23 protein-coding genes are annotated in these 26,094 nt (G+C 64.8%); 10 read left to right on the top strand and 13 right to left on the bottom strand.

The genetic code is table 11. The features are described 5' to 3' along the window. Nucleotides 1-114: 114 nt before the first annotated feature. Nucleotides 115-858 carry a MerR family transcriptional regulator gene (locus tag ACHL_RS09380; protein ID WP_015937058.1) on the top strand — a complete coding sequence of 248 codons (744 nt, stop codon included), beginning with the start codon at nucleotides 115-117 and terminating at the stop codon, nucleotides 856-858. 946 nt (nucleotides 859-1,804) lie between these two features. On the opposite strand, the gene ACHL_RS09375 is transcribed toward ACHL_RS09380, so the two are convergent. Together ACHL_RS09375 and ACHL_RS09370 are read right to left on the bottom strand one after the other, a co-directional pair. Further along, the gene (locus ACHL_RS09375) at nucleotides 1,805-2,059 is read right to left on the bottom strand and encodes a hypothetical protein (RefSeq protein ID WP_015937057.1); all 255 of its coding nucleotides are present in this window, start codon (nucleotides 2,057-2,059) and stop codon (nucleotides 1,805-1,807) included. A gap of 156 nt (nucleotides 2,060-2,215) precedes the next feature. After that, complete coding sequence (locus ACHL_RS09370; RefSeq protein WP_015937056.1) at nucleotides 2,216-3,232, bottom strand: hypothetical protein; 1,017 nt, start codon at nucleotides 3,230-3,232, stop codon at nucleotides 2,216-2,218. A gap of 563 nt (nucleotides 3,233-3,795) precedes the next feature. On the opposite strand from ACHL_RS09370, the gene ACHL_RS09365 reads away from it, so the two are divergent. Beyond that, nucleotides 3,796-4,245: a DUF5956 family protein gene (locus ACHL_RS09365; RefSeq protein WP_244266537.1), complete on the top strand. Its 450-nt coding sequence runs from the start codon at nucleotides 3,796-3,798 to the stop codon at nucleotides 4,243-4,245. Nucleotides 4,246-5,930: 1,685 nt separating this feature from the next. Here the strand turns inward: ACHL_RS09365 and ACHL_RS09360 are convergent. Beyond that, entirely contained in the window at nucleotides 5,931-7,529 is a 1,599-nt protein-coding gene (locus ACHL_RS09360) for an ABC-F family ATP-binding cassette domain-containing protein (protein ID WP_015937054.1), read from the bottom strand. Nucleotides 7,530-7,672: 143 nt separating this feature from the next. Further along, the gene (locus ACHL_RS09355) at nucleotides 7,673-8,737 is read right to left on the bottom strand and encodes a spore photoproduct lyase family protein (RefSeq protein ID WP_015937053.1); all 1,065 of its coding nucleotides are present in this window, start codon (nucleotides 8,735-8,737) and stop codon (nucleotides 7,673-7,675) included. Between the two features lie 218 nt (nucleotides 8,738-8,955). Here ACHL_RS09355 and ACHL_RS09350 point away from each other — a divergent pair, with 218 nt between their 5' ends. The 4 genes from ACHL_RS09350 to ACHL_RS09335 all read left to right on the top strand — a co-directional run bounded on the left by ACHL_RS09350 (nucleotide 8,956) and on the right by ACHL_RS09335 (nucleotide 11,984). Further along, the gene (locus ACHL_RS09350; RefSeq protein ID WP_015937052.1) at nucleotides 8,956-9,735 is read left to right on the top strand and encodes an isocitrate lyase/PEP mutase family protein; all 780 of its coding nucleotides are present in this window, start codon (nucleotides 8,956-8,958) and stop codon (nucleotides 9,733-9,735) included. Between the two features lie 205 nt (nucleotides 9,736-9,940). Next, nucleotides 9,941-10,591, top strand: coding sequence for a biotin transporter BioY (locus ACHL_RS09345; protein WP_015937051.1), 651 nt, complete (start codon nucleotides 9,941-9,943; stop codon nucleotides 10,589-10,591). 11 nt (nucleotides 10,592-10,602) lie between these two features. Continuing rightward, nucleotides 10,603-11,349: an energy-coupling factor ABC transporter ATP-binding protein gene (locus tag ACHL_RS09340; RefSeq protein WP_015937050.1), complete on the top strand. Its 747-nt coding sequence runs from the start codon at nucleotides 10,603-10,605 to the stop codon at nucleotides 11,347-11,349. After that, a complete protein-coding gene (locus ACHL_RS09335; protein ID WP_015937049.1) occupies nucleotides 11,346-11,984 on the top strand; it encodes an energy-coupling factor transporter transmembrane component T family protein in 639 nt (212 codons plus the stop codon). The genes ACHL_RS09340 and ACHL_RS09335 overlap by 4 nt, the downstream gene beginning before the upstream one ends. Before the next feature lie 18 nt (nucleotides 11,985-12,002). On the opposite strand, the gene ACHL_RS09330 is transcribed toward ACHL_RS09335, so the two are convergent. Together ACHL_RS09330 and ACHL_RS09325 are read right to left on the bottom strand one after the other, a co-directional pair. Next, the gene (locus tag ACHL_RS09330; protein WP_015937048.1) at nucleotides 12,003-13,184 is read right to left on the bottom strand and encodes a thiolase family protein; all 1,182 of its coding nucleotides are present in this window, start codon (nucleotides 13,182-13,184) and stop codon (nucleotides 12,003-12,005) included. Then, nucleotides 13,174-14,580: a class I adenylate-forming enzyme family protein gene (locus ACHL_RS09325; RefSeq protein WP_015937047.1), complete on the bottom strand. Its 1,407-nt coding sequence runs from the start codon at nucleotides 14,578-14,580 to the stop codon at nucleotides 13,174-13,176. The genes ACHL_RS09330 and ACHL_RS09325 overlap by 11 nt, the downstream gene beginning before the upstream one ends. Nucleotides 14,581-14,638: 58 nt before the next feature. On the opposite strand from ACHL_RS09325, the gene ypfJ reads away from it, so the two are divergent. Then, entirely contained in the window at nucleotides 14,639-15,520 is an 882-nt protein-coding gene (gene ypfJ / locus ACHL_RS09320; RefSeq protein WP_043793916.1) for a KPN_02809 family neutral zinc metallopeptidase, read from the top strand. Between the two features lie 248 nt (nucleotides 15,521-15,768). Here ypfJ and ACHL_RS09315 read toward each other — a convergent pair whose 3' ends face one another. Genes ACHL_RS09315 through ACHL_RS09290 form a run of 6 tightly spaced genes read right to left on the bottom strand, consistent with a single transcriptional unit; the run spans nucleotide 15,769 to nucleotide 20,869 of the window. Further along, nucleotides 15,769-16,101: a metal-sulfur cluster assembly factor gene (locus ACHL_RS09315; protein WP_015937045.1), complete on the bottom strand. Its 333-nt coding sequence runs from the start codon at nucleotides 16,099-16,101 to the stop codon at nucleotides 15,769-15,771. 12 nt (nucleotides 16,102-16,113) lie between these two features. After that, the gene (gene sufC, locus ACHL_RS09310) at nucleotides 16,114-16,902 is read right to left on the bottom strand and encodes a Fe-S cluster assembly ATPase SufC (protein WP_015937044.1); all 789 of its coding nucleotides are present in this window, start codon (nucleotides 16,900-16,902) and stop codon (nucleotides 16,114-16,116) included. 42 nt (nucleotides 16,903-16,944) lie between these two features. Further along, nucleotides 16,945-17,301, bottom strand: coding sequence for a non-heme iron oxygenase ferredoxin subunit (locus tag ACHL_RS09305; RefSeq protein WP_015937043.1), 357 nt, complete (start codon nucleotides 17,299-17,301; stop codon nucleotides 16,945-16,947). Nucleotides 17,302-17,322: 21 nt separating this feature from the next. Beyond that, on the bottom strand, nucleotides 17,323-18,564 hold the full coding sequence (gene sufD / locus ACHL_RS09300) for a Fe-S cluster assembly protein SufD (protein WP_015937042.1): 1,242 nt from the start codon (nucleotides 18,562-18,564) through the stop codon (nucleotides 17,323-17,325). Then, nucleotides 18,564-20,027, bottom strand: a complete 1,464-nt coding sequence (sufB, locus tag ACHL_RS09295) for a Fe-S cluster assembly protein SufB (RefSeq protein WP_015937041.1) — start codon at nucleotides 20,025-20,027, stop codon at nucleotides 18,564-18,566. The genes sufD and sufB overlap by 1 nt, the downstream gene beginning before the upstream one ends. Continuing rightward, complete coding sequence (locus ACHL_RS09290) at nucleotides 20,027-20,869, bottom strand: helix-turn-helix transcriptional regulator (RefSeq protein WP_043793915.1); 843 nt, start codon at nucleotides 20,867-20,869, stop codon at nucleotides 20,027-20,029. Before ACHL_RS09290 ends, sufB begins: the two co-directional genes overlap by 1 nt. A 108-nt stretch (nucleotides 20,870-20,977) precedes the next feature. Between ACHL_RS09290 and ACHL_RS09285 the strand changes: the two genes are divergently transcribed. From ACHL_RS09285 to ACHL_RS09275, 3 genes are read left to right on the top strand one after another with little or no spacing between them, the layout of a single operon-like run. After that, nucleotides 20,978-21,946, top strand: a complete 969-nt coding sequence (locus tag ACHL_RS09285) for an ABC transporter ATP-binding protein (protein ID WP_015937039.1) — start codon at nucleotides 20,978-20,980, stop codon at nucleotides 21,944-21,946. Further along, a complete protein-coding gene (locus ACHL_RS09280; RefSeq protein ID WP_015937038.1) occupies nucleotides 21,943-22,752 on the top strand; it encodes an ABC transporter permease in 810 nt (269 codons plus the stop codon). Before ACHL_RS09285 ends, ACHL_RS09280 begins: the two co-directional genes overlap by 4 nt. 7 nt (nucleotides 22,753-22,759) lie before the next feature. Next, nucleotides 22,760-23,704 carry a COX15/CtaA family protein gene (locus tag ACHL_RS09275; RefSeq protein ID WP_015937037.1) on the top strand — a complete coding sequence of 315 codons (945 nt, stop codon included), beginning with the start codon at nucleotides 22,760-22,762 and terminating at the stop codon, nucleotides 23,702-23,704. 72 nt (nucleotides 23,705-23,776) lie between these two features. On the opposite strand, the gene ACHL_RS09270 is transcribed toward ACHL_RS09275, so the two are convergent. After that, nucleotides 23,777-26,086 (bottom strand): SulP family inorganic anion transporter, encoded by a 2,310-nt coding sequence (locus ACHL_RS09270; RefSeq protein WP_015937036.1) that lies wholly within the window; start codon nucleotides 26,084-26,086, stop codon nucleotides 23,777-23,779. Nucleotides 26,087-26,094 lie beyond the last annotated feature (8 nt).

The following is a 26,094-nucleotide window of genomic DNA, read 5'->3' as shown; positions in this document are numbered from 1 at the left end:
TCAAGCAGCGCCTTGTCGACGGCTTCGCTGTACTGCTGCTGTTGACCCTGTTCCAGGAACATGGTTTTCAATGGTTGTCATGGACCCAAACAGCCGGAGGGGAAGGACATAGGAATGGCCTGGAGCACACGCGAGGTCGCTGAGCTCGCCGGAACGACGGTGAACACGGTCCGTCACTATCACCGCGCGGGGCTCCTCGAGGAACCCAGCCGGGAGGCCAACGGATACAAGCAATACGGCGCCAGGCATCTCGTTCGTCTGCTCCAGATTCGTCGGCTCCGCGAGCTCGACATACCGCTCGCGCAAATCGAGGCCGTGGGAGCCAGGGCAGAGACACCCCAAGCCGCGCTGCTCGCAATTGATGCAGATCTCGCTGCCAGCATCGAGCGGTTGCAGCGCGCCCGCGCCGAAATTCAGGCAATCCTGAAAGGCACCACGGCCACCGACCTGCCACCGGGCTTTGAAGACCTCTCCAGGCACCTGTCCGAACCGGAGCGTTCTCTCATGCTCGTCTACTCCCAGCTCTACGACGAGTCCGCGATGTCCGATCTGAAACAGATGATCGAATCAGAACCGGACGTCGCCGACACCGAGTTCAACGCCCTGGCACCCGATGCCGACGATGCCACCCGGCAGCGGCTCGCGGAGACGTTTGCACCCCACCTTGCACAGCACTTCGCCGACTACCCATGGTTATCCAACCCGGGCCCGCACCTCTCCATGGATCCGCAGGTCACACAGGAAACATTCCTCGCAACAGTACTGGAGCTCTACAACCCCGCACAGCGAGACGTGCTGGCCCGCGCAATCATGATCGCAGCAACGCCGGCTGCTGCCGCCACGGACACGGCAAACTGAATCCGCCAACGCTTGTCGAACACCTGACGCGGATCGGTCCAACCAAGCAGTTCACCGTCGGTCCGGCCCTCCCCCTGGCACTGCAAGGTTGGTGCGAACGCTGCAGCCGAGATTGTCTCGAAACGCTAGCCATATGAGCCAGTTGAACACCTGGGGCGCGACATTTGTTAGCGATCACAGCACCCTGCCATTCACCGCCGAAAATCACAAACGTACGCAGCCGTGGTCGGCAACTGAGCGGCAGTCTCCAGCTGGTTTCGCGTGAACGGTGATCGGGCCCCGGGAGCAGGGCAAAGGAACCTTCGAGAACGCGGGCGATCCGCGTCACGAGGTGGACGGCTCCAGGCTCGGTCAGCCCCGGCGGCCCGCCTTTCCAGCATGGGCCCCGCCGACCCGGCCCCGAGGCAAGCGCACTAGGTTGTTAGCGCCAAACGACCGTATAGGCGTAGCCGTTACCGTTCGGAACACAGCCTTGAACCAGACGCACATACGACCCAAAACCGGGACGAGCAGCATCTAAACGAGACTCGCACAAAGCTTTCGAACCATTCCAGTACACGACCCTTTCAGAAGCCTGAGCCGGCAAAGCAAGAGCGATTCCTCCCCCAACGAGCATTGATGTAGCTACAGCAGCGGACGCGAGCTTCGTCTTCAGTTTCATCATTTCGTTAGGCTAATTGCCTCACTGGAGCGGGTCAATGGACGCAACTCCCCATATGCCGAAGAAACCCCTCGCCCACCTGGGCACGGCAAAAGCTCAACCCGTCCAGGCTTTCTCCGGCACACGCCTCGACGACGGGCCCCATCTGACGGGCTGACCACAATTACCGAAAGGCCGCGGTGGACGACACCATGGGGGATGGGCTTGCGGCCGGGAAGGCTGTAAGTCCTATCGTCAGGGCCGTAACGCAACCTCTAGGCGGCTGGAGGAGGCAGAGTTACAACTTCAGTAGAGGTTCTCCCCGGTTATGAGCCGCTCAACGTCGGCAGCTGCCAATCCCGAGTGCTCGCCAATCCATGAGTGCCCATATCCCGCAGCGGCCGCAGTGCGTACCGACTCGGCAAGGTTATCAGCGGCCTGCTTGGCTGTTCGCGATGCTTGAGCGAACGCATCAGCGGCAGCTTTCACCGGCGCTACGACTTCCTCAGGCGGCTCTTTGAACATCGCTTCCGGGTCACCAATATTGAAAGACCAATCCATGCTCGTGCATCCGATCTTCGAGAACTACTGGCTTTGAAGCGACTCTAGCCCCTTTCCACACCCAAACCGGCCGTGCCGTAAGAGGATCCTTCACCGCTCTACAGGAAGGATCGAACTAGCCGGTCCGTAGCGATAAAGGCCAGGCGGCCGAGACATTCAAGATTCGTTCACGACCGGAGCAAACTGGACTCCACGGCTTTCGGCGTCACGAAATCTTGCGCGGAGTAGAGGAACCAAGCGCGTTTCTGCGTCTTCCCAGCCGCCGGCCAGAAGCCGCTCGCGGTGGGAGGCGCCGTTATCCCCTGTTTCGATTCCAGGCGGCAGGCCATGAGGCATTTCGAGACCCGTCAGCAGGATGGGGATAACTACTTTGCTGACGTGCCGGCGTATTGCGTTGAGGTCCTTGACGGGGTTTACCCAGGCGGAGAACGGGTCGGGCCGTTGCACCATAGCCGCAGTATTCGTGTCTACGAAAGAGACCTCGCCCCAAGGCGTTGGCGGCCCCAATGCGTCTCCCACTTTTAGTTCATGGTGGGCGAGGTTCTGGGCCGCCATAGGAACTGCGTCCGTTGAGCTGAAAGTACGTGCGGCGGCGAGCCGAATCGCGCGGTGCTTGTCGGCGTTGGAGTATGCCTGTAGCAGACGAAGGGGGTGGGCCATCTCCACATCCTGCCCAGTGAGGGCCGCCAAGGTTTGACCGATAGACGGAACCAGACTCTTGGGATATGCAAAGGGCTGGATTGCTTGGACCCGGCGCCCCAAAGTGGTTTCGGAAGCGAGGGCGGTGATCTTGCTTCTCCGGCGGGTCCACTTATCCAGGTCTTCCTGGGACTCGACAATCGGGAGACTGACCTGCGCTGCCAACGAACCAGTTAGGTCGCCTTGTTCTTGTTCCACTAAGAACCAGACGACGTTATCTATTGCGGCGCGAAGGTGGTTTACGGCTTCGCTGAACAGCAAAGACGCTTCCGGGGGAATCGGCCGCAGAGAGGAAAGAATCATCTGCACCGTCCCTCCCCGCCGTACTTGCTTAAAGCCCAGCGGGCCGTCCAGCGACCATTGAGACGTCAGGTCTCCGATTTTGAAGGCGCATTGATCGGCCCTGGTTAGGCGGAGAGCCACGAGTTCCAGTGCTTCGGGCAACCAGGCGAACTCGTTGGAAGGAGGGTTCATGAGCTTATTCTGCCCGAGCTCCTACTCAGTAGTTGTCCGTGCGGATGACTAGGAGCTGCTGCCCTCCGCTCAGGAGCGAATTGAGTTTACCCCGGGCTTCCTCGCTCTAGTGAAACCGTGGCCGGATGAGACCTTGGGGCCGCCCGGTCCAGGATGCTTCAGCGTTCGAAAATTGATCGAGCCAAGAACCTCACCCTCCCCGTCATTCGAAGACACCTGTGAGAAGTTTCTTCTATGCAGTTACCTGATGTTCTTTTCGTCCTCATGGGCACTTGCTTGGCCATTATCGTCGCTGTCCTCATTTATGCAGTCATAAAAGAAGAAAAATTGACGGTGAGGGGAACCGCCCACTGCTGATCACGGTCATTGTCTCCGCCGCCGTCCTGCTGGTTTCAGGCGTGGGCTACGTGCTTACAGCTAGCACGTAAGTAACTGCCCGGGCATGACCACGAGGTAAGAGGGCCCGTAAGCTGGCGGCCCAAGGGACGTCTCAAACCTGCGATTGAGGATCCCGTTGCGGGCACCTGGTTGCTATTGCGCATGAGCCGTGAAAGATGGAGGGCATGACAGATGAGCCGTGGGCGTGCACTGAATTGTCGGAAGCTCCCGAGGGCTGGATTCCTGTCGTCGAGACCGGATGGGCTGCATTGGTCCTCTGGGCTGCCGGTCCTGACAACTTTGTGAGGGTGCGCCCAGTGTCGCGCGAGCGTTTCGGTTCATTAGTTCGCGGTCTACCAGGGGGCGGCGAGTACAGAGAGCCATTCAGGTTGACTGAAGCCGAGTTGGCATCGGTTGACGACGATATCGATGTCTATCTGGCTGAGGCGGACATTCCGCCTAGACCCCGCGGATTCGATTGGTTTATTCGTCGTCCCTCCAAGGCCTTAGACGACGAGATGTTCTGGGCTGACGTTTGGGCAGCCGCAACCGAGCAGCTTCCTGTCGACGGACTGCGCCCCTCGAGAATGGCAGGTCCCGCAAAAGATGCCATGGCCCGCTTCTACCGCAATTGAGATTGGCACGGCCCGCAACCGAAAAACTCGACCCGTATGGGATGGAGCTATGGATTTAGCTGGACACATTATTAGGGAAATTGATAGCTACTGGGCGGATGAGGTGAATATTCTCGGTTACTGGGAGGACGGGCCAGCTACAGTCTGCGTTGTGTATCGCCGGACTATTGACCCCGCGGTGGCGCTGGGACGTCGACTCGCACTTAACTCAACTGCGGCAGATGGCACCATTGAGGGCTTCGTCCGTGATGTGGCTATAAACATGGCGGAGCCAATTGGTCGTGCCACCTGCCGTCCTGATCAGCACGGGGTTGTTTGGGTGGGCGTCCCCATTGACTGCCAGATCCCCGAGCCGCCTAGCGAGGTCCTGCAATCTCTAAGGAACGATGAGTCCAGCTAACTTCCGGATTCTGATGTCCAAGATTTCGAGAGGTTAGTACCTGGATCGGAGCGCTGTCCTCGTTGGCCCACCCCGTCCGTAAGCCGATCCCCAAAGGGACAGCTTTGAGTATTGTCCGTTTCCGCGAGGCGCTAAGCATGGTCTGATGGACGGATGAAGAACTGGGTTTGGGGCGTGACAGGAGTGGTTACGTTATGTATGGCTTTAGGGCTGATTGCAGTGGGTTTCCTTCAGCCTGGAGTCACTTGCGCTGAAGACGATAGTTCCGCCGGCTGCCCGTCGACGCCTGTTCATGCAGGAATGCTGGGATCGGGAACTGTTCTACTTCCAGCGGGTATCTTGTTTTTGATTCGATCAGGTAGGCGAGAACGCCTGGCACCGGATTTGGTAGCTCCATTCAAGTAGCGAACTGTTCAAGGTAGCCACAAGTGGCACTTTGAGGATCCCTTCCCGGACTGGAGCTCGTCTAGTCTCCTAGAGGGACGCTTTGGCTGATTCCTAAACCCGCTTCGGCGTCTGATAACTGCTTCCGGGCTCGGGGTGCCAGATGAGTGATCGGGGTGCGGACGTCCAGCCATTCCTAGTAGTTAGTCATTACGTCCCAGAGGGACGATGCTCATTCCAATATTCGTCGCGCTGTCGCCGAAGAGATCTCACGAGGACTGAAATTCCGAGAATCAGGGCGATCGCTGCAACCCCCAGAAAGATCCAAGTCCAAAGTTCCGATCCCCGGAAGATAGCGTTCGATCACGTTGCGATCAGACCGATCAGCATAAAGAGAAGCGCTGCTCTGGTTTCCCTTTTGTTCATACGGGAGTCTACCCACGATGATGCCACGGGCAATAGAAGACGTCTTCCTGCAAAGGGACCCGTTAAGCCTGTCCCGTATGCCGGTCCCCTATCGGGACAACCCGCCGCTGACCTGCGGCTTTGTGAAATCGGCATTCAGAGGCTCCCGTATACCCTGCCCGCAAAATTGCCCGGTGAAGGTGCCCTATACGCTACACACGAATTTGTCCCGAGAACGGTGACGTACTCGACGTCTCCGGCCAGGAAACCTCATGCAAAGGGCGGCGACACCCGTGCTCCTTAGAGACCGACACTGGACGCTCGGACGACTATGCTTCGCGTCCCCTTCAGGTCCTGCCATTCGGTGTGCTCATGCGAAGTGGCCTAGAGTCATCCCGACACTCCAGCCCGTTGGCCCCGATCCCCCACTGACCAGCGCAAACTGAAGGTGGCGGACCCCATCGAGGCAGACCGTCCGGCGTCGGGCCCTTTCTGCCTAGGCCAGCGTGATCAGGTCCAGGTAGTCCTCGTTCCAATGGTCCTCGACACCGTCGGGCAGCAGCACAACGCGCTCCGGGTTCAGAGCCTCGACGGCGCCTTCATCGTGGCTGACAAGGACGACGGCGCCGGTGTAGTTCCGGAGCGCGCCGAGGATTTCCGCGCGGCTGGCGGGGTCCAGGTTGTTGGTGGGTTCGTCGAGGAGCAGGACGTTAGCGCTGGACGCCACGATGGTGGCCAACGCCAGGCGGGTCTTCTCACCGCCGGACAGGACGCCCGCGGGTTTGTCGACGTCGTCACCGGAGAACAGGAATGAGCCCAGGATGCCGCGGACCTCGGCGTCTTTCATGTCAGGTGCGGACGAGCGCATGTTCTCCAGGACGGTGCGGTTGACGTCGAGCGTCTCGTGTTCCTGGGCGTAGTAGCCCACCTTGAGCCCGTGCCCCGGCACGATTTCGCCAGTATCCGGCTGGTCCACGCCGGCAAGCATGCGCAGCAGCGTGGTTTTGCCGGCACCGTTGAGGCCAAGGATGACCACTTTGGAGCCTCGGTCGATGGCGAGGTCCACGTCAGTGAAGATCTCCAGGGAGCCATAGGACTTGCTGAGCCCGTCTGCGGTGAGCGGGGTCTTGCCGCACGGCGACGGGTCCGGGAAACGGAGGGCGGCCACGCGGTCGTTCTCGCGGACGGCTTCGAGGCCACTGAGGAGCCGCTCGGCACGCTTGGCCATGTTCTGCGCGGCCACGGCCTTGGTGGCCTTCGCCCGCATCTTGTTGGCCTGGTCGAAGAGCACCTGGGCCTTCTTCTCGGCATTGGCCCGTTCCCGCTTGCGGGCGCGCTCATCCGTTTCGCGCTGGGTGAGGTACCGCTTCCAGTCCATGTTGTAGAAATCGATCTGGGCCCTGTTGGCGTCCAGCAGGAACACCTTATTTACGGTGGCTTCGAGGAGTTCGGTGTCGTGGCTGATGACGATGAGCCCGCCCTGGTGGTTCTTAAGGAAGTCGCGAAGCCAGGCGATGGAATCTGCGTCGAGGTGGTTGGTGGGCTCGTCGAGGAGCATGGTCTCGGCATCCGAGTACAGGATCCGGGCCAGTTCCACGCGGCGGCGCTGGCCACCGGAAAGTGTTTTGAGCGGCTGGTTCAGGAGCCGGTCAGGCAGTGCGAGGTTCGAGCAGATGGATGCGGCTTCTGCCTCCGCGGCGTAGCCGCCCGCTGCCAGGAACTCGGATTCCAGCCGGTCGTACCGGTTCATGGCCTTCTGCTGAACGGCAGCGTCCTCGCTGGCCATTTCGTCATGGGCCTTGCGGAGCTTGCCGACGACGATGTCCAGGCCGCGGGCGGAGAGGATCCGGTCCCGTGCCAGCTGCTCCATGTCCGGGGTGCGCGGGTCCTGCGGCAGGTAGCCGATCTCGCCGCTGCGGGTCACCTTGCCGGCGGCGGGAAGCCCTTCGCCTGCCAGGACACGGGTGAGCGTGGTCTTGCCGGCTCCGTTGCGTCCCACCAGGCCGATCTTGTCGCCCTTATCGATGCGGAAGCTCACCTGATCCATCAGGAGCCGGGCACCGGCGCGGAGTTCAAGATCCTGGACAGTAATCACAGAAGGTAAGGCCTTTCACAACGGGGAACGCCGCAGCACCAACAGGTTATGTCGGGGGCTGGAGGCAGAGTGGCCGGAGAACGGCCTTGACAAGTCTACCGTCCATGCCAAGGAAACCGGACCTTCCGGCGCGGACCGGGATTTCAGAAGGCGTAGCGGACCCGGCAGTAGGGGGTGATCTCCGCGATCATTGCCGTCAGCTGCCGCACATAGCGGCCCTTGCTTCCGCTGCGGTAACGGACGTTGCTGAAGCCGTTGGAGGAGGTTTTGGACTCCTGCAGGTCCGGACGCCAGAGGACCTTCTCCGCCTGCGGGTGCCATCCGAGGTTGACCTGGTGGAGCCCCTCGTTGTGGGTCAGGAAGATCACCTCCGCGGCAAGCTGCGCTTTGGCTGCAGGCGTCAGGGCGGCATCGAGCTGTTGCAGCAGTTCACGCCAGTCATCAAGCCAGGTCTCCGTGATCACCACCGGGGAGAAATTGACGTGCACCTCGTACCCGGCGTCGACGAAATCGTTGATCGCGGCAATGCGTTCGGCTACCGGGGATGTCCGGACATCAATGGACTTCGCAAGGTGCGCGGGCATCAGCGAAAAGCGGATCCGGGTGTGTCCGCCGTGGTCCCACGCGAGCATGTCCCTGTTGACGTACTTCGTGGCAAAGGACAGCTTGGCGGTGGGCAGCTCACGGAATAGCCCAACCAGGTCCTCTACGTTGTCACTGATCAGCGCATCCACGGAGCAGTCACTGTTTTCACCGATGTCGTAGACCCAGAGTTCGGGATCGCACTGGTTGGGTTCGAGCTTGATGCCCTGCTTCATGACGTGCCGTTCGAGCGCAGCGGCGATCTGGTTGATGTTGGCAAAGACGGTGACCGGGTTGCTGTACCCCTTGTGGCGGGGGACGTAGCAATACGCGCAGGCCATGGCGCACCCGTTCGCCGTGGAGGGGGCGATGTAGTCTGCCGAGCGCCCGTTGGGCTTCACGGTCAAGGACTTCTTCACTCCGAGGACCAACGCCTCGGTCTTGATCCGGGACCACCGCGGCACGTTGGTTTCGTCGCCGTGCAGTTCCGGGATGTTCCAGTGGTTCTCGACAGGTACGACGTCGGCGTCCGGCCAGCGCTGCACGATCTCGCGGCCACGGGGCAGTTCGAGCGCCTCCGGCTGGGCGAAGATGCGCCGGATCTGCAGGAGCCGCTGGAATTCCATGTCCCTATTCTTCCGAATCCCTGCAGCCGGTGCGGGCGGTTAAGCCGAGGGCTCAGGCTGTTCGGCTACGTCCGGCGCATCAGCTTCCCTGATGCAGCCCGGGCTCCGGACCTAGGCGGCCCTCCTGCCCGTAACCTTGTCTTGCCTTGGGGCCACCGCATGTGTGTAGGTAGGAATTGCAAAGACGTGCCTGACCTACGGATAAGGAACAACCGCGAATGACTGAAACAACAACAGTGGAGCGCGCCCAGCAGCTCAAGGCCCTCCACGAAGCACCGGAAATCCTCCAGGTAGTCAACGTGTGGGACGCCATCAGTGCAGCAACCGTCGCGGCACTGCCGGAGACCAAGGCAATCGCGACGGCGGGCCACTCGATCGCAGCCGCGCTGGGCTACGCGGACGGCGCCATGCCGTTGGACGTTGCCCTCGAAGGCGCAAAGCGCATCGTCGACGCCGTGGACCTGCCCGTCACGGCGGACCTCGACGACGGGTACCAGGACCCTGCCGAAACCATCCGGCGGGCCATCGGACTGGGTATTGCCGGCGCCAACGTCGAGGACAGGCTGCGGCCCTTCGATGAAGCAGTCTCCCGCGTGGCGGCGATCGTCCGGGCCGCAGAGGCCGAAGGCGTTCCCTTCCAGTTGAACGCGCGCACCGATGCGCTGGTCCGCGGCGGGGACCGGCCCATCCAGGAAAGCATCGATGATGCCATCGCCCGGGGCCGCGCCTTCCTCGACGCCGGTGCAGCACTGGTTTTCGTCCCCGGCGCCCTGACCGGTGAGGTCATCGAACCACTCGTCGAGGGGCTCGGCCGCGGAAAGCTGTCCATCATCGGCGCACCCGGTGCGCTCCCGGCAGCCCAACTCCAGGAACTCGGCGTGGCGAGGGTGTCGTACGGCCCCTTCACCCAACGGGTGGCACTCCGGGCACTGCGCGACCTTGCCACGGATCTCTACGGCGCGGGCGTCATTCCCGCTGATACTCCGGCCCTGAACTAGGGAGGCAAGCGGCGGGAGGGACGGCGTGCCAGATGCCGTCCCTCCCGCACCGTCGGGCCAACCAACGGGTTATGCCCGCAGTTGTGCCCGGCACCCAAACTCTGGGGCGACAACTTAGTAGGTCACCTACAAAATGGGCCCTGTTCCGTCCCAGTAACGTCGGCTGTACATTAGATTCCGCTTGTACAACCCCGACAGGACCGCCATGAGCAACACCGACACCGCCGTCACCTCCAACCTTCCATCCGGGCGCCGCCGCTGGAACGCCACCGACCTTGGACTCATCGGCGTCTTCGCCGCACTGGTGGCCGGCGCCGCCCTGGTGCCGGGCCTGGCGGTCAACGGCTTTGGCGTGCCCATCACCTTCCAGACCCTCGCCGTCATGCTGACCGGCCTGGTGCTGGGGCCCGGAAGGGGCTTCGCCGCCGTCGGCCTCTACACCCTCCTGGGCCTCGCCGGACTGCCCATCTTCAGCCAGGGCCGCAGCGGCCTTAGCATCCTCGCCGGCCCGTCCGCCGGCTACATCATCGCGTTCCCCATCGCTGCCGCCCTTGTCGGCTGGCTGGCCACGGTGGTGATCCGCCGCACCACCAAGGCCCGCGCGCTGTGGTTCTTCCTCGCGGCCACGGTAACCAGCATCCTCACCGTCCACACCCTTGGCGTCGCCGGCATCGCGCTCAACGCCAAAACCACCCTCGGCCAGGCCTTCCTCAGCGACGTTGTCTTCTACCCGGGGGACATCATCAAGAACATCCTCGCCGCCGGCATCGCCGTCGCCCTGCACCGCGCCTTCCCGGACATCCTGGTCCGCCGCGCACGCCGCAGCCAGTCACCTGTCCAGCCCGCCAAGGCCTAGGAAGAACTTCAGTGCCAGTTGTCGCCTTTGACCAGGTAACGGTCGCCGTAGAAACGGACCACTCCCCCACGCCCAAGGTCCTCCTCGACGGGGTGAACCTCCGCCTGGCCGAACGTCGCGTGGGCGTCATCGGTGCCAACGGTTCCGGCAAGTCCACGCTGCTGCGCCTGGTGAACGGGCTCGTCCAGCCCACCGCGGGGAAAGTAGCGGTCGACGGCGACGACACGGTCCGCGCGGTCCGGAAAGTCCGCCGCAGCGTCGGTTTCGTCTTCACCGACCCGCTGTCCCAGCTGGTCATGCCCACCGGCCGGGAGGATGTTGAGCTGTCGCTGCGCCGGTCCGTCCGCAACGGCCGCGAACGGCAGGCCCTGGCCGACGCCGCGCTCCACCGCCTGGGTCTGTTGCCACTGGCCGACCAAAGCATCTACGAACTCTCCGGTGGGGAACGCCAGCTGATGGCACTCGCGGCGGTCCTGGCGGTCGAGCCGGCGGTGCTGGTCCTCGACGAGCCTTCCACGCTCCTGGATCTCAGGAACAGGGAACTGCTGGGGCACACCCTTGCGGGACTGGGGCAGCAGGTCATCATGTCCACCCATGACCTCGAGCTCGCCCTGGACATGGACCGGGTCCTCGTGATCGAGAACGGAACGGTGGCGTTCGACGGCGCTCCGGCAGACGCCGTCGCCTTTTACCGTGCCCTATGCCTGGATGCCATGCGGCACCCCACCGGTCCGGTCAACGGTCCGGGCACGCCATGAGGGGCCACGGGTTGCTGCTGGCCAACTACGTGCCGGGAAACTCCTTCATCCACCGGTCGCCCCTGGCAGTGAAGTTCCTGCTGGTGTTCGCCTCCGGCCTGGCATCCTTCCTGATTGTCGACTGGCGCGTATCCCTGACGATACTGGCTGCGCTATGCGGGCTGTTCCTCCTGACCGGAGCAGGTCCAAAGCGGCTGGGACGCGCCGTCCGCCCGCTGCTCCCGGTACTCCTGGTGATCGGGCTCTTCCAGTGGTGGCAGCTAGGTGCGCCCACAGCAGGCAGGATCGTCCTGAACATCCTGGTCTGCGTGGTGGCCGCGTCCCTGCTGACCGCGACAACCCCCGTCCAGCGGCTCCTGGACGGCGTGGTGGCGGCCGCAACGCCCTTCCAGCGGTTCGGAGCCGATCCGGAGCGGTTCGCCCTCACCATCGGAGTCATGCTGCGCAGCATCCCCTACATCGCCGGAACCTTTGCCGACGTCCGGAATTCCGCGCGGGCACGGGGGCTGGAGCGGAACCCGCGGGCCCTGGTCCTGCCGGTCTTCATCACCTCCGTGGCCTACGCCCGCCAAACCGGTGAGGCGCTCGCCGCCAGGGGGCTCGGCGACGCCGAAGGCCCTGACGTTGAGGCCTGACGGGCTCACGACGCCGGGTCAGGCCAGGCGCTCGAACCGCACCAGCGCTGCAGTACCCATACCGCCGGCGCTGCTGATCATCGCCAGCCCAAGGCTTCCGGGCCTGCTGGCCCTGCGCGCCTGGGCGAGGAGCCTGGTCACCAGGACGGCACCCGACGCGCCGTAGGCGTGCCCCAGGGCCAACGCCCCGCCGTCGAGGTTGGCCCGCGCAGGGTCGATGCCCAGCAGATCGAAACAGGCGAGGGTCTGGGAGGCGAAGGCCTCGTTGAATTCCACCAGGTCCAGCCCTGCACCCTCCAGGCCATGGTCGGACAGCAGTCTCCGCGCTGCCTCGGCGGCACCCACGCCCAGCACGTCCGGCTCAACGCCGGCGGTGCAGGTGCCCAGCACCAGGAGACCGTCCTCGGCGCCCAGGCCGCGGGCACGCTGCAGAGAGGTCATGACGACGGCGGACGCGGCGTCTGCGTCGAAGCAGGAGTTTCCGGCGGTGACAGTTCCTCCGGGCACGAACGCGGCAGGGAACCTCCCCATGACTGCGGGGGTGAGGCCGCGGCGCGGGCCATCATCAGCCGTTACCGTCCCGCCGGCTGTGGCCAGCGGAACAATCTCCCGCTCATAGCGGCCTTCCGCCACCGCTTCCAGGGCCTTCCGGTGGCTGCCCAGGGCAAAGGCGTCCTGCCGGTCCCGGGCAATCCCATACCGCCGGGCCACGGTCTCTGCGGCCACGCCCATGTCCGGGTCGCCAAAACCGGCCGGCACAAACTGGGCACGGGCGTAGAACTCCGGGCCGCCGTCGGAATTCCTGTGCGCGCGCAAAGGAGCGGTGCTGGTGCTCTCCACTCCACCCGCGAGATAGAGCGGGTCCCCGCCCGCGGCCACCAGCTGCGCAGCGAGGGCGATCGCGTCCAGGCCGGACCCGCACTGGCGGTCCACGGTGATGCCGGGAACACCCACTGGCAACCCGGCCTCCAGGAGGGCCAGCCTTGCAACATTTCCGCCGCCGCCCACCGCGTTGCCAATGATGACGTCGCTGACCGCCCCGGGTGCCGCAGCAGTTTCGTTGAGCAGGCCGCTGAGCACAGGTGCCAGGAGTTCATGGGCGCGCAGCGTCCGCAGGGCGCCATTGGTCCGGCACACGGGGGTCCGGCGGGCCGCGATGATCACGGGCTGGCGGTCCGCCGGAAGAAGATCAGCTGCCAAGGCTCGTCACCCGTGGATCCCTGTTGGCGATCCAGTCCAGCAGCAGGCTGCGGCTGACCTTGCCGCGGTCGGTGACGGGAAGTTCGGCGAGGACGAAGTACTGCAGCGGGCGCTTGTCCCTGGCCAGGATGTCCTCCAGGCCCGAGCGGAGCTGGGTTGCGGTGATCCCGCCGTGGGACGGGACGACGCCGGCCACTACCTTTTGCCCGCGCAGGTCGTCCGGCATTCCGGCGGCGATGGCGGCGGAAACGCCGGGCACGGCACAAAGGGCCAGCTCCACCTCATGCGGGTAGACGTTTCGGCCCGAGGTGAGGATCATGTCTGCCCGGCGGCCCAGGATATGCAGTCCGTCCTGAGCCAGGTAGCCCTGGTCTCCCACCGTGTGCCAGTCACCGAAGGACCGCAAAGCCTCGCCGTCGTCGCCCCACAGGTACCCGTTGCTGACCATGCCGCTGCGCACGCAGATATTGCCGTAACCGCCCTCCGGTACCGGCAGCCCGGCGTCATCAAGAATGCGCACCTCGGCCCCGGGAAACGGCCGCCCGATGCAGGTGCTTCCGACGGCGGGGGGCTGCTGGGCGGACAGGCCGGCGCCGGAGACGAAGCTCAGTTCCGAGGCGCCGTAGTACTCGTAGATGGTGGCGTTGGGAGCCCAGCGGCGGGCCGCTTCGAGGGTCCTGGCATCAAGTTTGGAGCCGGCGCAGACGATGGTCCGGATACCGGATGCGTCCACGCATCCGGTCAGCCCGCGTTCACTGAGCATCCGCAGCATGGTGGGCACCAACACCAGGCGGGTCACCCGGTCATAGGTGATGGCTGCGTGGACGTCGCCAACATCGAAGGTTTCCAGCGTCTGGAATTCGGACCCCGCGTAGAGGCATTCGGCCAGGGCGTAGAGGTTCAGGCTGGCGGCCAGCGGCCCCGGGGCGAGGGTGACGTCGTCCTGGCGGAGGCCGAAGAACTCGATGGAGGCCTCAAAGGATTCCTGCCACGAACGCCGGGACCGGGTGAACGCTTTCGGCACGGACGTGGTGCCTGAGGTGAGGCCGATGAGGAACGTTGAGCCGGGCGCGCCGTCGGCCAGGGGATCGTCCACAGCGACCGCTGCCGGTTCCGCTGACGACTGGACCCGCCGGACCATATCCTCCTGGAGGTGGGTGGGCCAGGCAGGATCCAGGACAGCGCACTGGCGTCCGCCGGCCACTGCCGCGGCAAACTTCAGCGCGAATCCAGTCGAATTGGCTTCGCACAGCGTAGTCACCGATTTCGTTTCCGGAACCATGGCAGCAGCCCCGTCCTGCAGCTCGGCCCAGGACAGCCGCCGGCCGGCGACGGCCACTGCTGTGCCGTGCGGACGCTCTGTGGCCCAGCGCTGGAGTCGGTCAAGGAAAGGCATCGGATCAACTTTACCGGCGCTCCTGATTGGCCGGCCGAACCGCGGGTATTGTGACGATATGAGTTTCAATGACAATGTGCAGCTCGACCCGTCCCAGGTCCAGGACCGGCGGGGAATGGGCCGCGGCGTGAAAGTTGGCGGCGGCATCGGTGGCGGACTCGTACTGCTCGTAGCGCTGTTGCTGGGCATAGACCCCAACCTGCTGGGGGGACTCACCGGCGGCGGCACAGCGGAACCCCAGGCCCAGGGCACGGCACCGGCCTGCAGCACCGGCGCCGATGCCGACGCCCGGGTGGACTGCCGGATTACGGGTACGGTCAACAGCCTGAACGCCTTCTGGCCCGCGTACCTGCAGCAGTACAACGTGAAGTATCCCCAGCCGGAGACAGTCATTTTCGAAGAGGGCGTCAACACCGCCTGCGGCACGGCGTCGAGTGCCGTTGGGCCGTTCTACTGCCCCACCGACACCACGGCCTACTTTGACCCGGGGTTCTTCACCGAACTCGTGGACCGGTTCGGTTCCTCCGGCGGCCCGCTCGCCCAGGAGTATGTGGTGGCCCATGAATTCGGACACCACATCCAGAATGTCCTGGGCAACCTGGACCAGGCCCAGCAGGATCCTCAAGGCCCCGAGTCCGGTGCGGTCCGCACTGAACTGCAGGCGGACTGCTACGCCGGCCTGTGGGCCAAGCACGCGTCATCGCAGCCCGGACCGGACGGGCAGCCGTTCTTGGAACCGCTCACCCAGCAGGACCTCAACGACGCGTTGTCCGCGGCTTCGGCGGTGGGCGATGACCGTATCCAGGAGGCCGCGACAGGCCGGGTCAGCCCCGAGGCATGGACCCACGGCTCCAGCGAACAGCGGCAGCGCTGGTTCTACAAGGGCTACGAAACGGGCGACATCAACCAGTGCGATACCTTCGCGGCACCAAGCCTGTAACTCATCAACTTATTCCCATCAATTGCCGAGTAATTGCCGTTTTGAGAGGTCATTAACGCAGCAATCGATGGGTGGGCCCAGGCCTGGGCCCACGCTACCGAGGGGCCCCGATCGAGCTTGCGAGATTGGGGAGGTAGCGGGGAGGGTTCCCTGGCCGAGCGTAGCGAGGTTAGGGCGCCGGTGGGGAACGACGACGGCCGGTCACCTTCGCGAAGAAGGTGACCGGCCGTCGTCGTACTTCAGGTATTTCAGATGTTGAAGCCGAGGGCCCGCATCTGGTCCTTGCCGTCGTCGGTGATCCGCTCGGGACCCCATGGCGGCATCCAGACCCAGTTCAGGCGCCAGTCATCCACAACACTTTCCAGGGCTTTGCCCACCTGCTCCTCGAGGACATCGGTGAGGGGGCAGGCAGCCGTGGTGAGCGTCATGTCGATCAGCAGCGCACCGTCGTCATCGGAGTACTTCAGGCCGTACAGCAGCCCAAGGTCCACCACGTTGACGCCAAGCTCGGGATCGATGACGTCCTTGAGCGCTTCCTCGACATCTTCCAGGGCCGTGCGGCCCGGCGTGATTTCGGTCATCGCAAGTCCTAACTAGGCCTGTGCTGCTGCGGGGGCTGCGGCCGTGCCGGCACCCTTGGCGTAGCGGTCGTAACCCTCTTCTTCGAGGCGGTCGGCCAGTTCCGGGCCGCCTTCCTCGACAACCTGGCCGTCAACGAAAACGTGGACGAAGTCAGGCTTGATGTAGCGCAGGATGCGGGTGTAGTGGGTGATGAGCAACGTGCCCATGTTGCCCTCGGCGTGTGCGCGGTTGACGCCCTCGGAGACGATCTTGAGTGCGTCGACGTCCAGGCCGGAGTCGGTCTCGTCCAGCACGGCGAACTTCGGCTTGAAGAGTTCGAGCTGCAGGATCTCCACGCGCTTCTTTTCGCCGCCGGAGAAGCCCTCGTTGACGTTGCGCTCGGCGAAGTCGGCGTCGATGCGCAGCTTCCCCATGGCGTCCTTGACGTCTTTGGTCCAGGTACGCAGCTTGGGTGCTTCGCCGTCGATCGCGGTCTTCGCGGTGCGCAGGAAGTTGGTCATGGTGACTCCGGGAACCTCTACCGGGTACTGCATGGCCAGGAAGACTCCGGCGCGGGCACGCGCGTCAACGCTCATCTCCAGGACGTCTTCGCCGTCGAGGGTGATGGAACCGCTGGTGACCGTGTAGCGGGGGTGGCCTGCGATGGTGGAGGCCAGGGTGGACTTGCCGGAGCCGTTGGGGCCCATGATGGCGTGGGTTTCACCCGTGCGGATGGTGAGGCTGACGCCCTTCAGGATCTCCTTGGTGCCCTGTTCCGTCTCAATGCTGACGTGCAGGTCCTTGATCTCAAGAGTTGACATGCTCTTCTTTCTGTTCGTTCGTAAGTCTGTGCTGCGGGGCGCTCAGTAGTTGTTTACTGCCGCGCCGTTCAAAACGTTGGTGACATCCACGTAGACGTCGTCGCCGTCGAGCTCGATGGCGAACACCGGAACGGGGTCGTAGGCGGGAAGCTGGAGTGGCTGCCCACTGCGCAGGTCGAACTGCGAGCCGTGGCCCCAGCATTCGATCGCGCAGCCTTCCACGTCGCCTTCGGACAGCGAAATGTCAGCGTGCGAGCAGGTGTCGCCGATGGCGTGGATGTCACCCATCGAATCCCTGACCACGGCCACGGGGTAGTCGTCGATCAGGATGCGCAGCGCCTGCTTGACCTTGATGTCGTTGGCGCTGCACACCAGCTCGCCCTTGGGCTTACCACTCATGCGTTCCTGCCTGCCTGTCGTCTAGTTTTCCGTTGCCGCGAGTTCGCGTTCCACAGCCTCGGTCAGGCGCTCTTCGAGTGCCGGGACCTTGATCTGCTGGATGATTTCGTTCAGGAAGCCGCGGACCACCAGGCGGCGGGCAACATCCTCGGGGATGCCGCGGGCCATCAGGTAGAACAGGTGCTCGTCGTCGAAACGGCCGGTGGAGCTGGCGTGGCCGGCACCCTCGATCAGGCCGGTCTCGATTTCGAGGTTGGGCACGGAGTCCGCGCGGCAGCCGTCGGTCAGGACCAGGTTCTGGTTCTTCTCGTAGGAGTCGGTGCCTTCGGCCTGCTTCTGGATGAGGACGTCGCCCACCCAGACGGTGTGCGCACCCTTGCCCTGCAGTGCGCCCTTGTAGAGGACGTTCGACTTGCAGTTGGCCAGGTTGTGGTCAACGAACGAACGGTGCTCCAGGTGCTGTCCCGCGTCGGCGAAGTAGAGGCCGAGGAGTTCGGCATCGGCGCCCTCGCCGGCGAACCGGACGTTGGAGTTCAGCCGGACAATCTTGCCGCCAAGGGTCACCGCGATGTGCTTGTACATGGCGTCCTTGGAAACCTCGGCGTCGTGCTGGGCCAGGTGGCGTGCGTCGTCTTCCCAGAGCTGGACAGAGACCACGGTCAGCTTGGCGCCTTCGCGGACGAAGACCTCCACGTTGCCGTTGTGGTCGGCGGAACCGTCGTGTTCCAGGATCACCACGGCGCGGCTGTTCGCGCCGGCCTCAATGACGTGGTGCGTGTTGGTGCGGCGGCCTGCGCCGTTGCCGGTCATGACGACGCGGATGGGCTGGTCCAGTTCGGCGTCCGCGGGGATGCGGATGAGCTGGGCCTCCTCCACGTTCGCGGAAGCGACGACGGCGGCACGGTCCGCGGGGACCAGCGTGGCACCGCGGGGGGCCTCGCCGGCGCGGAGTGCACCCTGGACGAAGGACTCCGGGCCTTCAACGGTGACGCCGAGTGCGCCGGCGTCCGAGGGCGTGTCCGAGAGCAGGTTGGACAGCTCACGGACCGGGGTGAAGCGCCATTCCTCTTCGCGGCCGTTGGGCAGGGCGAAGTCAGCAACGTCGTGGCTGGTGATGCGCTCCGCGCGGGAGGCCATGACCTGCGTGCCGTGGCTGTGGTGGCGGTCCACCTTGGAGGCGACCAGGTGTTCGCCTTCCTCAGTGAAACCGGCGATTGACGGCGCGCCGATGCGGGCCTTTTCGGTAGTAGCTTCGGCAGTCATTAACCGACGGATCCTTCCATCTGGAGTTCGATGAGGCGGTTCAGCTCAAGGGCGTATTCCATGGGCAGCTCACGCGCGATCGGCTCGATAAAGCCGCGCACGATCATGGCCATGGCCTCGTCCTCAGGCATGCCGCGGGACATGAGGTAGAACAGCTGCTCCTCGCTGACGCGCGAAACAGTGGCCTCGTGTCCCAGCTGTACATCGTCCTCGCGGATGTCGATGTAGGGGTAGGTGTCAGACCGCGAAATGGTGTCCACCAGCAGGGCGTCACAGCGCACGGTGTTGGCGGAGTGCTTGGCGCCTTCGCGGACCTGGACCAGGCCGCGGTAGGCTGCACGGCCACCGCCGCGGGCCACCGACTTGGAGATGATGGAGCTCTTGGTGTTGGGCGCGATGTGGACCATCTTCGAGCCTGTGTCCTGGTGCTGGCCTTCACCGGCAAACGCGATGGACAGGGTTTCACCCTTGGCGTGCTCACCCACCAGGTACACGGCCGGGTACTTCATGGTCACCTTGGAGCCGATGTTGCCGTCCACCCATTCCATGGTGCCGCCAGCTTCGCAGACGGCGCGCTTGGTCACCAGGTTGTACACGTTGTTGGACCAGTTCTGGATGGTGGTGTAGCGGACGCGGGCGCCCTTCTTGACCACGATTTCCACAACAGCGGAGTGCAGGGAGTCCGAGGTGTAGATCGGCGCCGTGCAGCCTTCGATGTAGTGGACGTAGGAGTCCTCGTCGGCGATGATCAGGGTCCGCTCGAACTGGCCCATGTTCTCGGTGTTGATGCGGAAGTAGGCCTGCAGCGGGATGTCCACGTGGACGCCCTTGGGGACATAGACGAAGGAGCCGCCGGACCAGACTGCCGTATTGAGCGACGCGAACTTGTTGTCGCCCACCGGGATGATGGTGCCGAAGTACTCCTGGAAGATTTCCGGGTGTTCCTTCAGCGCCGTGTCGGTGTCCAGGAAGATGACGCCCTGCTTCTCAAGGTCCTCACGCAGCTGGTGGTAGACAACCTCGGACTCGTACTGGGCGGCGACACCGGAAACCAGGCGCTGCTTTTCAGCTTCAGGGATGCCGAGCTTGTCGTACGTGTTCTTGATGTCCTCGGGCAGTTCCTCCCAGCTGGTGGCCTGCTTCTCCGTGGAGCGCACAAAGTACTTGATGTTGTCGAAGTCGATGCCGGAGAGGTCTGCACCCCAGGTGGGCATGGGCTTGCGGTCGAAGTACTTCAGCCCCTTGAGGCGAAGGTCCAGCATCCACTCGGGCTCGCTCTTCTTAGCCGAGATGTCGCGGACTACCTCTTCGTCGAGTCCACGGCGTGCGTTGGCGCCGACATCGTTCTTGTCAGCCCAGCCGTACTCGTAGTTGCCGATGCCGTGGAGCTCGGGATTCTTTTCCAGAATCTCCGAGATCACAGTGTTTTCGGCTACTGCTTTCTCTGATAGTTGGTCCGTCATCACGGCCTTTCTTGCTGATGGTTTGTTACTTCGTTCAGGCTGGCGGGGGCTGCGGAAGGCCTTGTGGGCCCGGGCGCAGACAGCCTGCCTGTGGGTATGTGGGTGGTGCAGACGTGCCCGCCGCGGGCCAGTGTGGACAGGCGGCGCACATCGACGCCCACCAGCCGTGAAAACACTTCGGTTTCCACGTCGCAGAACACCGGGAAGCGGGCGGCGAGTTGCTGGATGGGGCAGTGGCCCTGGCACAGCTGGACGCTGGACAGCGCGGCCGGCAGTGGCGCTTTGGCCTCGATGGAGGCTGCGGACGCAACGAAGTTGTCCCGGCTGAGCGCTTCGGCAAGAGCCCTGGCCCGGTCAGCGATGTCCGGGCCGGCCTTGTCGATTTCGGGCGCGTAGCGGCGTTCCATGTCAGCGAAGCGCTCGACGGCGAAGGCACGGACGGCGTCCGGTCCGGCAGCCTTCTGGAGCTGCTGGAGCGCCAGCGCGGCGATGTCCAGGTAGTCGTTGCCCAGGCTTGACTGGCCTTCGGAGCTGAGGACGTAGCGGCGTGCGGGGCGTCCGGCGCCCGCTCCGGCCCTGGCCACCCTCTTGACTTCGATGATGCCGGCACGGGATAAATGGTCGAGGTGCCGGCGGACTGCTGCCGGAGTGAATCCCAGCATGTCGCCAAGTTCGGCCGCGCTGACCGGTCCGTGTTCCAGGACGGCGGAGAGCACGCGGTCGCGGGTGCGCTCGTCGGCGTCAGCCACGGGACCGGGCACGGTCTGGACGCGCCCCTCCTGGGCCTGCGGGGCCCCGTGCCCGGCGATAGGCACAGCAGTAGCATTGCTCACGGAATACACAACACAATCATGTCGTAATTTAGTCCCGGGCTCCAGTAAGGGCAGGCTGACCTTTCCCCCAACGGCCCGGCGGGCCCCGGCAAGTACTACATCCCGTAGAATACTGGGGTGCGATCCCCCCAATCCCCCGTCCTGTCCATCAATGGACTCGTTAAGGACGTCGGCCCGCTGGCCAGCCTGGACGGAAAGATGCTGAGGGTGGTCAGCGATGTCTCGCTGATCGCCGGACGCGGCGAGGTGACGGCCCTGCTGGGACCCAACGGCGCCGGAAAGACCACCACGCTTGAGTGCGCGCAAGGCCTCCAACGGCGCAGCGGCGGAACCATCAGCCTCCTCGGCGAGGATCCGGCTTCCGCCGGGGCGGACCTGCGCTCCCGCGTCGGTGTGATGCTCCAGGACGGTGGGCTCCCGCCGTCGGCCAAGCCTGTGCCGCTGCTGCGGCACGTCGCCGGCCTGTATGCAAACCCCTGGCCCGTGGAGGACCTGGTGGAGCGGCTGGGCATCGATACCTTCAGCCGTACCGGCGTGCGGAGGCTGTCCGGCGGACAGAAGCAGCGGCTTGCCCTCGCGGCGGCACTGGTGGGCAGGCCCGAGGTCCTGTTCCTCGACGAACCGAGCGCCGGCCTGGACCCGCAGTCCCGCGCCCTCGTCTTCGACCTGATTACCGAGCTCCGCAGCAGCGGGATGGGCATCATCCTCACCACCCACCTGATGGACGATGCGCAGCGCCTGGCCGATTACGTCTACATCATTGACGGCGGCCGCAATGTTGCCGAGGGAACAGTGCAGCAGCTCCTGCAGCGCGAACCCGCCGTGGACAGCGGCTCCGAGCACGTCCGGACGCTGGTGTTCGAAGCGCAGCCCGGCCTGGACCTTTCCGCCGTGCTCCCCGCCCCCATCGCTGTCGCCGAGACCCGCGTGGGCAGCTATTCAGTGACCGGCGCACTCACTCCGGGACACCTTGCGGCGCTGGCTGCCTGGTGGGAAGCGAAGGGCATCATGCCGGCCGCGATGAGCCTGCAGGCGCGTAGCCTTGAAGACGTCTTCCTGGACATCTCTGGAAAGGACATTCGATGAACGGGACCGGTACTGCCGCGGGCAGCGCTCCCGGAAACGGTTTGGCGCAAGCAGCCGGCGTCCGCCAGCAGCCTGCTTCCCTGCTGCGGCGCGTGCTGCTGCAGGGCAAGTATGAGGCGGTCACCATGCTGCGGAACGGTGAACAGCTGATCCTTGCCGTGGTGCTGCCGTTACTTGCCCTGGTGGGCCTCACGGTCACACCCTTCCTTGACGGACTGGGGCCGAGCCGCGTTAACGTGGCCGTTCCGGGCATCCTTGCGCTGTGCGCCATGTCTACGGCCTTCACCGGCCAGGGGATCGCAACAGGGTTCGACCGCCGGTATGGCGTGCTCCGTTTCCTCTCCACCACCCCCCTTGGCCGCGGTGGATTGATTGCCGGCAAGGTCCTCTCGGTGCTGGTAGTGCTGTGCCTGCAGATCGTGGTGGTCTCGGCAGTGGCGTTTGCCTTGGGCTGGCAGCCCGTTGCTGCGGGCTGGCTGCCCGGCCTGGTCCTGCTGGTCCTGGGCGCGGCGGCGTTCACGTCACTGGGCCTGCTGGTTGCCGGTACCGTCCGGCCGGAAGCAACGCTGGCCATAACCAACCTGCTGTGGATCCTGCTGGGCGCCATGGGCGGAATCGTGATTCCGGCCGACAGGCTTCCTGCCCTGGCACAATCCATAGTGCATTTCCTGCCCTCCGGCGCGCTGGGTGAATCCCTCCGCGACGCCTTCCTTCATGGCGCCCTCAACGGCGGGGACGCCCTCATCCTGGTGCTCTGGACGGCGATTGCCGGAGCAGCAGCCATCCGTTGGTTCAAGTGGAATTGAGATATTCGTGAGCACGGCTTCGCGCCTCCCCCAGTTCGCCGGCCGCCTGGCATCGCGGCTTCCCCGCACAGTGGACGCCAGAGTGCGCCGCCTGGCCGTGGCCTCCCTGATCGGGCAGACACTGCTGGTAGTGACCGGTGGCGCCGTGCGGCTGACGGCGTCGGGGCTGGGCTGCCCCACCTGGCCGCGCTGCACCGACACATCGCTGGTCAACACGGCGGAAATGGGCATCCACGGCTTCATCGAGTTCGGCAACCGGCTCCTGACCTTCGCCCTCGCCGCCGTCGCTGCCCTCATGCTGGTGTACCTGTGGAACCTCCGCAAGGAACGCCGCGACCTCTTCCTCCTGGCGCTCGGCCTCCTGGCCAGCATCCCCGCCCAGGCCGTCATTGGCGGGATCACCGTCCTCACCGGCCTCAACCCGTGGGTGGTGGGCCTGCACTTCCTGGTGTCCATGGCCCTGGTGGTGTTCGCGACCCTGCTGGTCAACAGGGCCTATGGCCGCACCGGCCGTTACATGACGGTATCCCTGCGTGCGCTGCCGGGGACCCTGCGCCCGGTGACGTCCGCCGTCGCGCTTTTCGCTGCCCTGGCCGTGATGCTGGGCGTGGTGGTTACCGGAGCAGGACCGCACGCCGGTGACGCGGATGCACCCCGCAACGGCCTGGACTGGGACCTTTTCTCGCACATCCACGCTGTGCCTGCCTACCTGGTGACAGCGGGTTCCCTGGTGGCGCTGGTCCTGGTGCTGATGCGCCGTATTGCCGGTCCCTTCCGGACTGCCGTGTTCGGCCTGCTTGGGGTCACGGTGCTGCAGGCGGTCATCGGTTTCACCCAGTACTACAACGGCATCCCGGCCCTGCTGGTGGGCGCCCACATGCTGGGCGCCGCACTGCTGATGGCCACCGCCACGAACGCCTGGGACCTCGCCCGGTCCAGCCCGGTGGAGTAACACGGAAAACGCGAGGCCGCCCCGGTTCCAGACCGGGGCGGCCTCGTGTTTAAGGTGTCCTGGCGTCAGCGCTCAGCGGGCTGCTGCGCCCGTGGCCTGCACCGGGGCTTGGGCCGGGTCCAGGGACTCGATGCCGTGAGGCGTCACCAGGACCACCCGGGCAGTGGCGATGTCGTAGAAAAGCCCGGTGGCCTGGACCTGCCCGGCGGCGATGGCAGGACCAACCACCGGATGGTTGTCGAGCTTGCTGAGCTGGACAGCCACGTTGACCATGCCCAGCTGGTCGAGGCGGCAGTAGCCCGCCTCCGCAGCGGCCCGCGCCACGGGGTGGTCCGCCATCAGCTCGAGGTAGCTGGGACGGGCATGCTCCAGCCAGGCGTCGAATCCGGTGCCCAGTCCCGGATTCCCCGCACCTTCGGCATCGGCGATGACGGCCTTCATGGCACCGCAGTTCGAGTGCCCGCACACTACGATGGTGTTTACCTCGAGGCCCTTGACCGCGAACGAAAGCGCCGAGTCAATGGAGGCGTCCTGGCCGTCATGGCACACCACGTTGCCGATGTTGCGGAGGGTCAGCAGGTCGCCGGGGCCGCTACTGGTGATCAGGTTGGGGTTGACCCTCGAATCGACGCACGCCACGAAAAGTGTATCCGGATGCTGCTGCTCCGCCAGGTCCTCCACCAGCGGACGGACCTGGTCAGCGAAGCGGCGGTGGTACTTGCTGATTCCCGCCAGGACTGCCGGGGTCCGTTCACTGCCCAGCTGGCTGGAGGCATCTTCGCCGTCCGCAGTCCGGGAGTTGCGCGGCGGCAGCGGAAGCTCGCGGGCTTCCTGCCGCTGGGGTGCCCTGTGCTCAGCGTCCTGGAACAGGGTGTTCCCGTGTTCCTCAACTTCGACTGAGCCGCCTGCGGCACGGTACTGGTCACGCCAGGCCACCAGTGATTCACGGAAGGCGTGGTCCACGTAATCGGCATTGAGTTCGATCACCACGTTGTTGCCTGCGGGCACCGAGTGCAGCACGCGGTTCAGGCGCGGCAGGGCGAAAAAGCTGCACGATCCGGCGATGGTGACACGCCAGGCCGACGACGGCGAGACCGGCTCGTGTACGCGGATCGCCGCGCGCAGGACGCGCCACAGCACGCTGGCCGCGGCAAGCGCCAGGCCGATGAGCACGCCCTCCAGGAGATTGAGGAAAACGACGCAGAAGAGGGTCACGACGTAGATCAGCAGGTCACCGGTGCGCCGGCTGGTGCGGATGTCCGCAACCTTGATCAGCTTGGCCCCGATGACCAGCAGCAGCCCCGCCAGCACCGACAGCGGAATGAGCTGGATGATGCCGGCGAAAAGCGCCGAGAAGATGAGGATCCACACGCCGTGCAGGATGGCGGAAGTCCGTGACTTGGCACCGGCTTCCACGTTCGTGGCGCTGCGTACAATGACGCCCGTGACGGGCAGGCCGCCCAGGGCACCGGAGAGGATGTTGGCCGTTCCCTGGCCCATCAGCTCCTTGTTGAGGTTGGTCCGCGGACCGGAGTGCATCTTGTCCACGGCGACGGCTGACAGGAGCGATTCGATACTGGCAATGAGCGCCATTGACAGGACAGCGAAGGCTATGGCGCGCCAGTTTCCTTCGGGCAGTGCAGGCAGGGCCACGGCGTCCAGGATGGAGCCCGAAAAGGAGATCCGCTCCACGGCCGGCGCCAGCGGCACCGACAACGCGGTGACGGCAGCAACGGCAGCCAGCGGGCCGGGGATTTTCCGTACGGCGGCAGGCAGGTGCTTCCAGGCCACCAGGATGATCACCACGGTGAGTCCAAGCAGTGCCGCATGGATCTCGACGTTGGTGATGGCCGCCGGAAGGTTGGCGAGGTTTTCGATGGCGGAGCCTGCCGGGCCGGAGCCCAGCAGGACGTGGATCTGCTGGACCATGATGGTCACGCCGATGCCGGCCAGCATCGCCTTGACCACCACTGGCGAGACCGCCAGCGCAGCCCTCCCCACCCGGCTCACGCCGAGCAGAAGTTGCACAACGCCGGCTGCGGCCGTGATGGCACAGGTGGCCTGCCAGCCGAATTCCTGGACCAGGCCGGCAACAATCACGGTCAGGCCCGCGGCCGGCCCGCTGACCTGCAGCGGAGCGCCGCCCAGGCTGCCGGCAACGATGCCGCCGATGGCTGCGGCGATGAGTCCGGCCATGATGGGCGCACCGGAGGCAGCGGCGATCCCGAGGGACAACGGCAGCGCCACGAGGAACACCACCAGGGAGGCGGGTACATCCGCGCCCAGGTTCGACAGGAAGGGCCGGATGCGGTTGGCCCGTTCGCGGCGCCCTCCGGGCGGGCTGTGGTTGGAGGCTGTTGTTGTGGCAGGGCCGGGCGTCATTGGATTTC

It is taken from the genome of Pseudarthrobacter chlorophenolicus A6 (genome assembly GCF_000022025.1).
Taxonomy (GTDB): Bacteria; Actinomycetota; Actinomycetes; order Actinomycetales; family Micrococcaceae; genus Arthrobacter; species Arthrobacter chlorophenolicus.
Note: the sequence above shows the minus strand (reverse complement) of the source record. Positions and strands in the feature narration are given on the sequence as shown.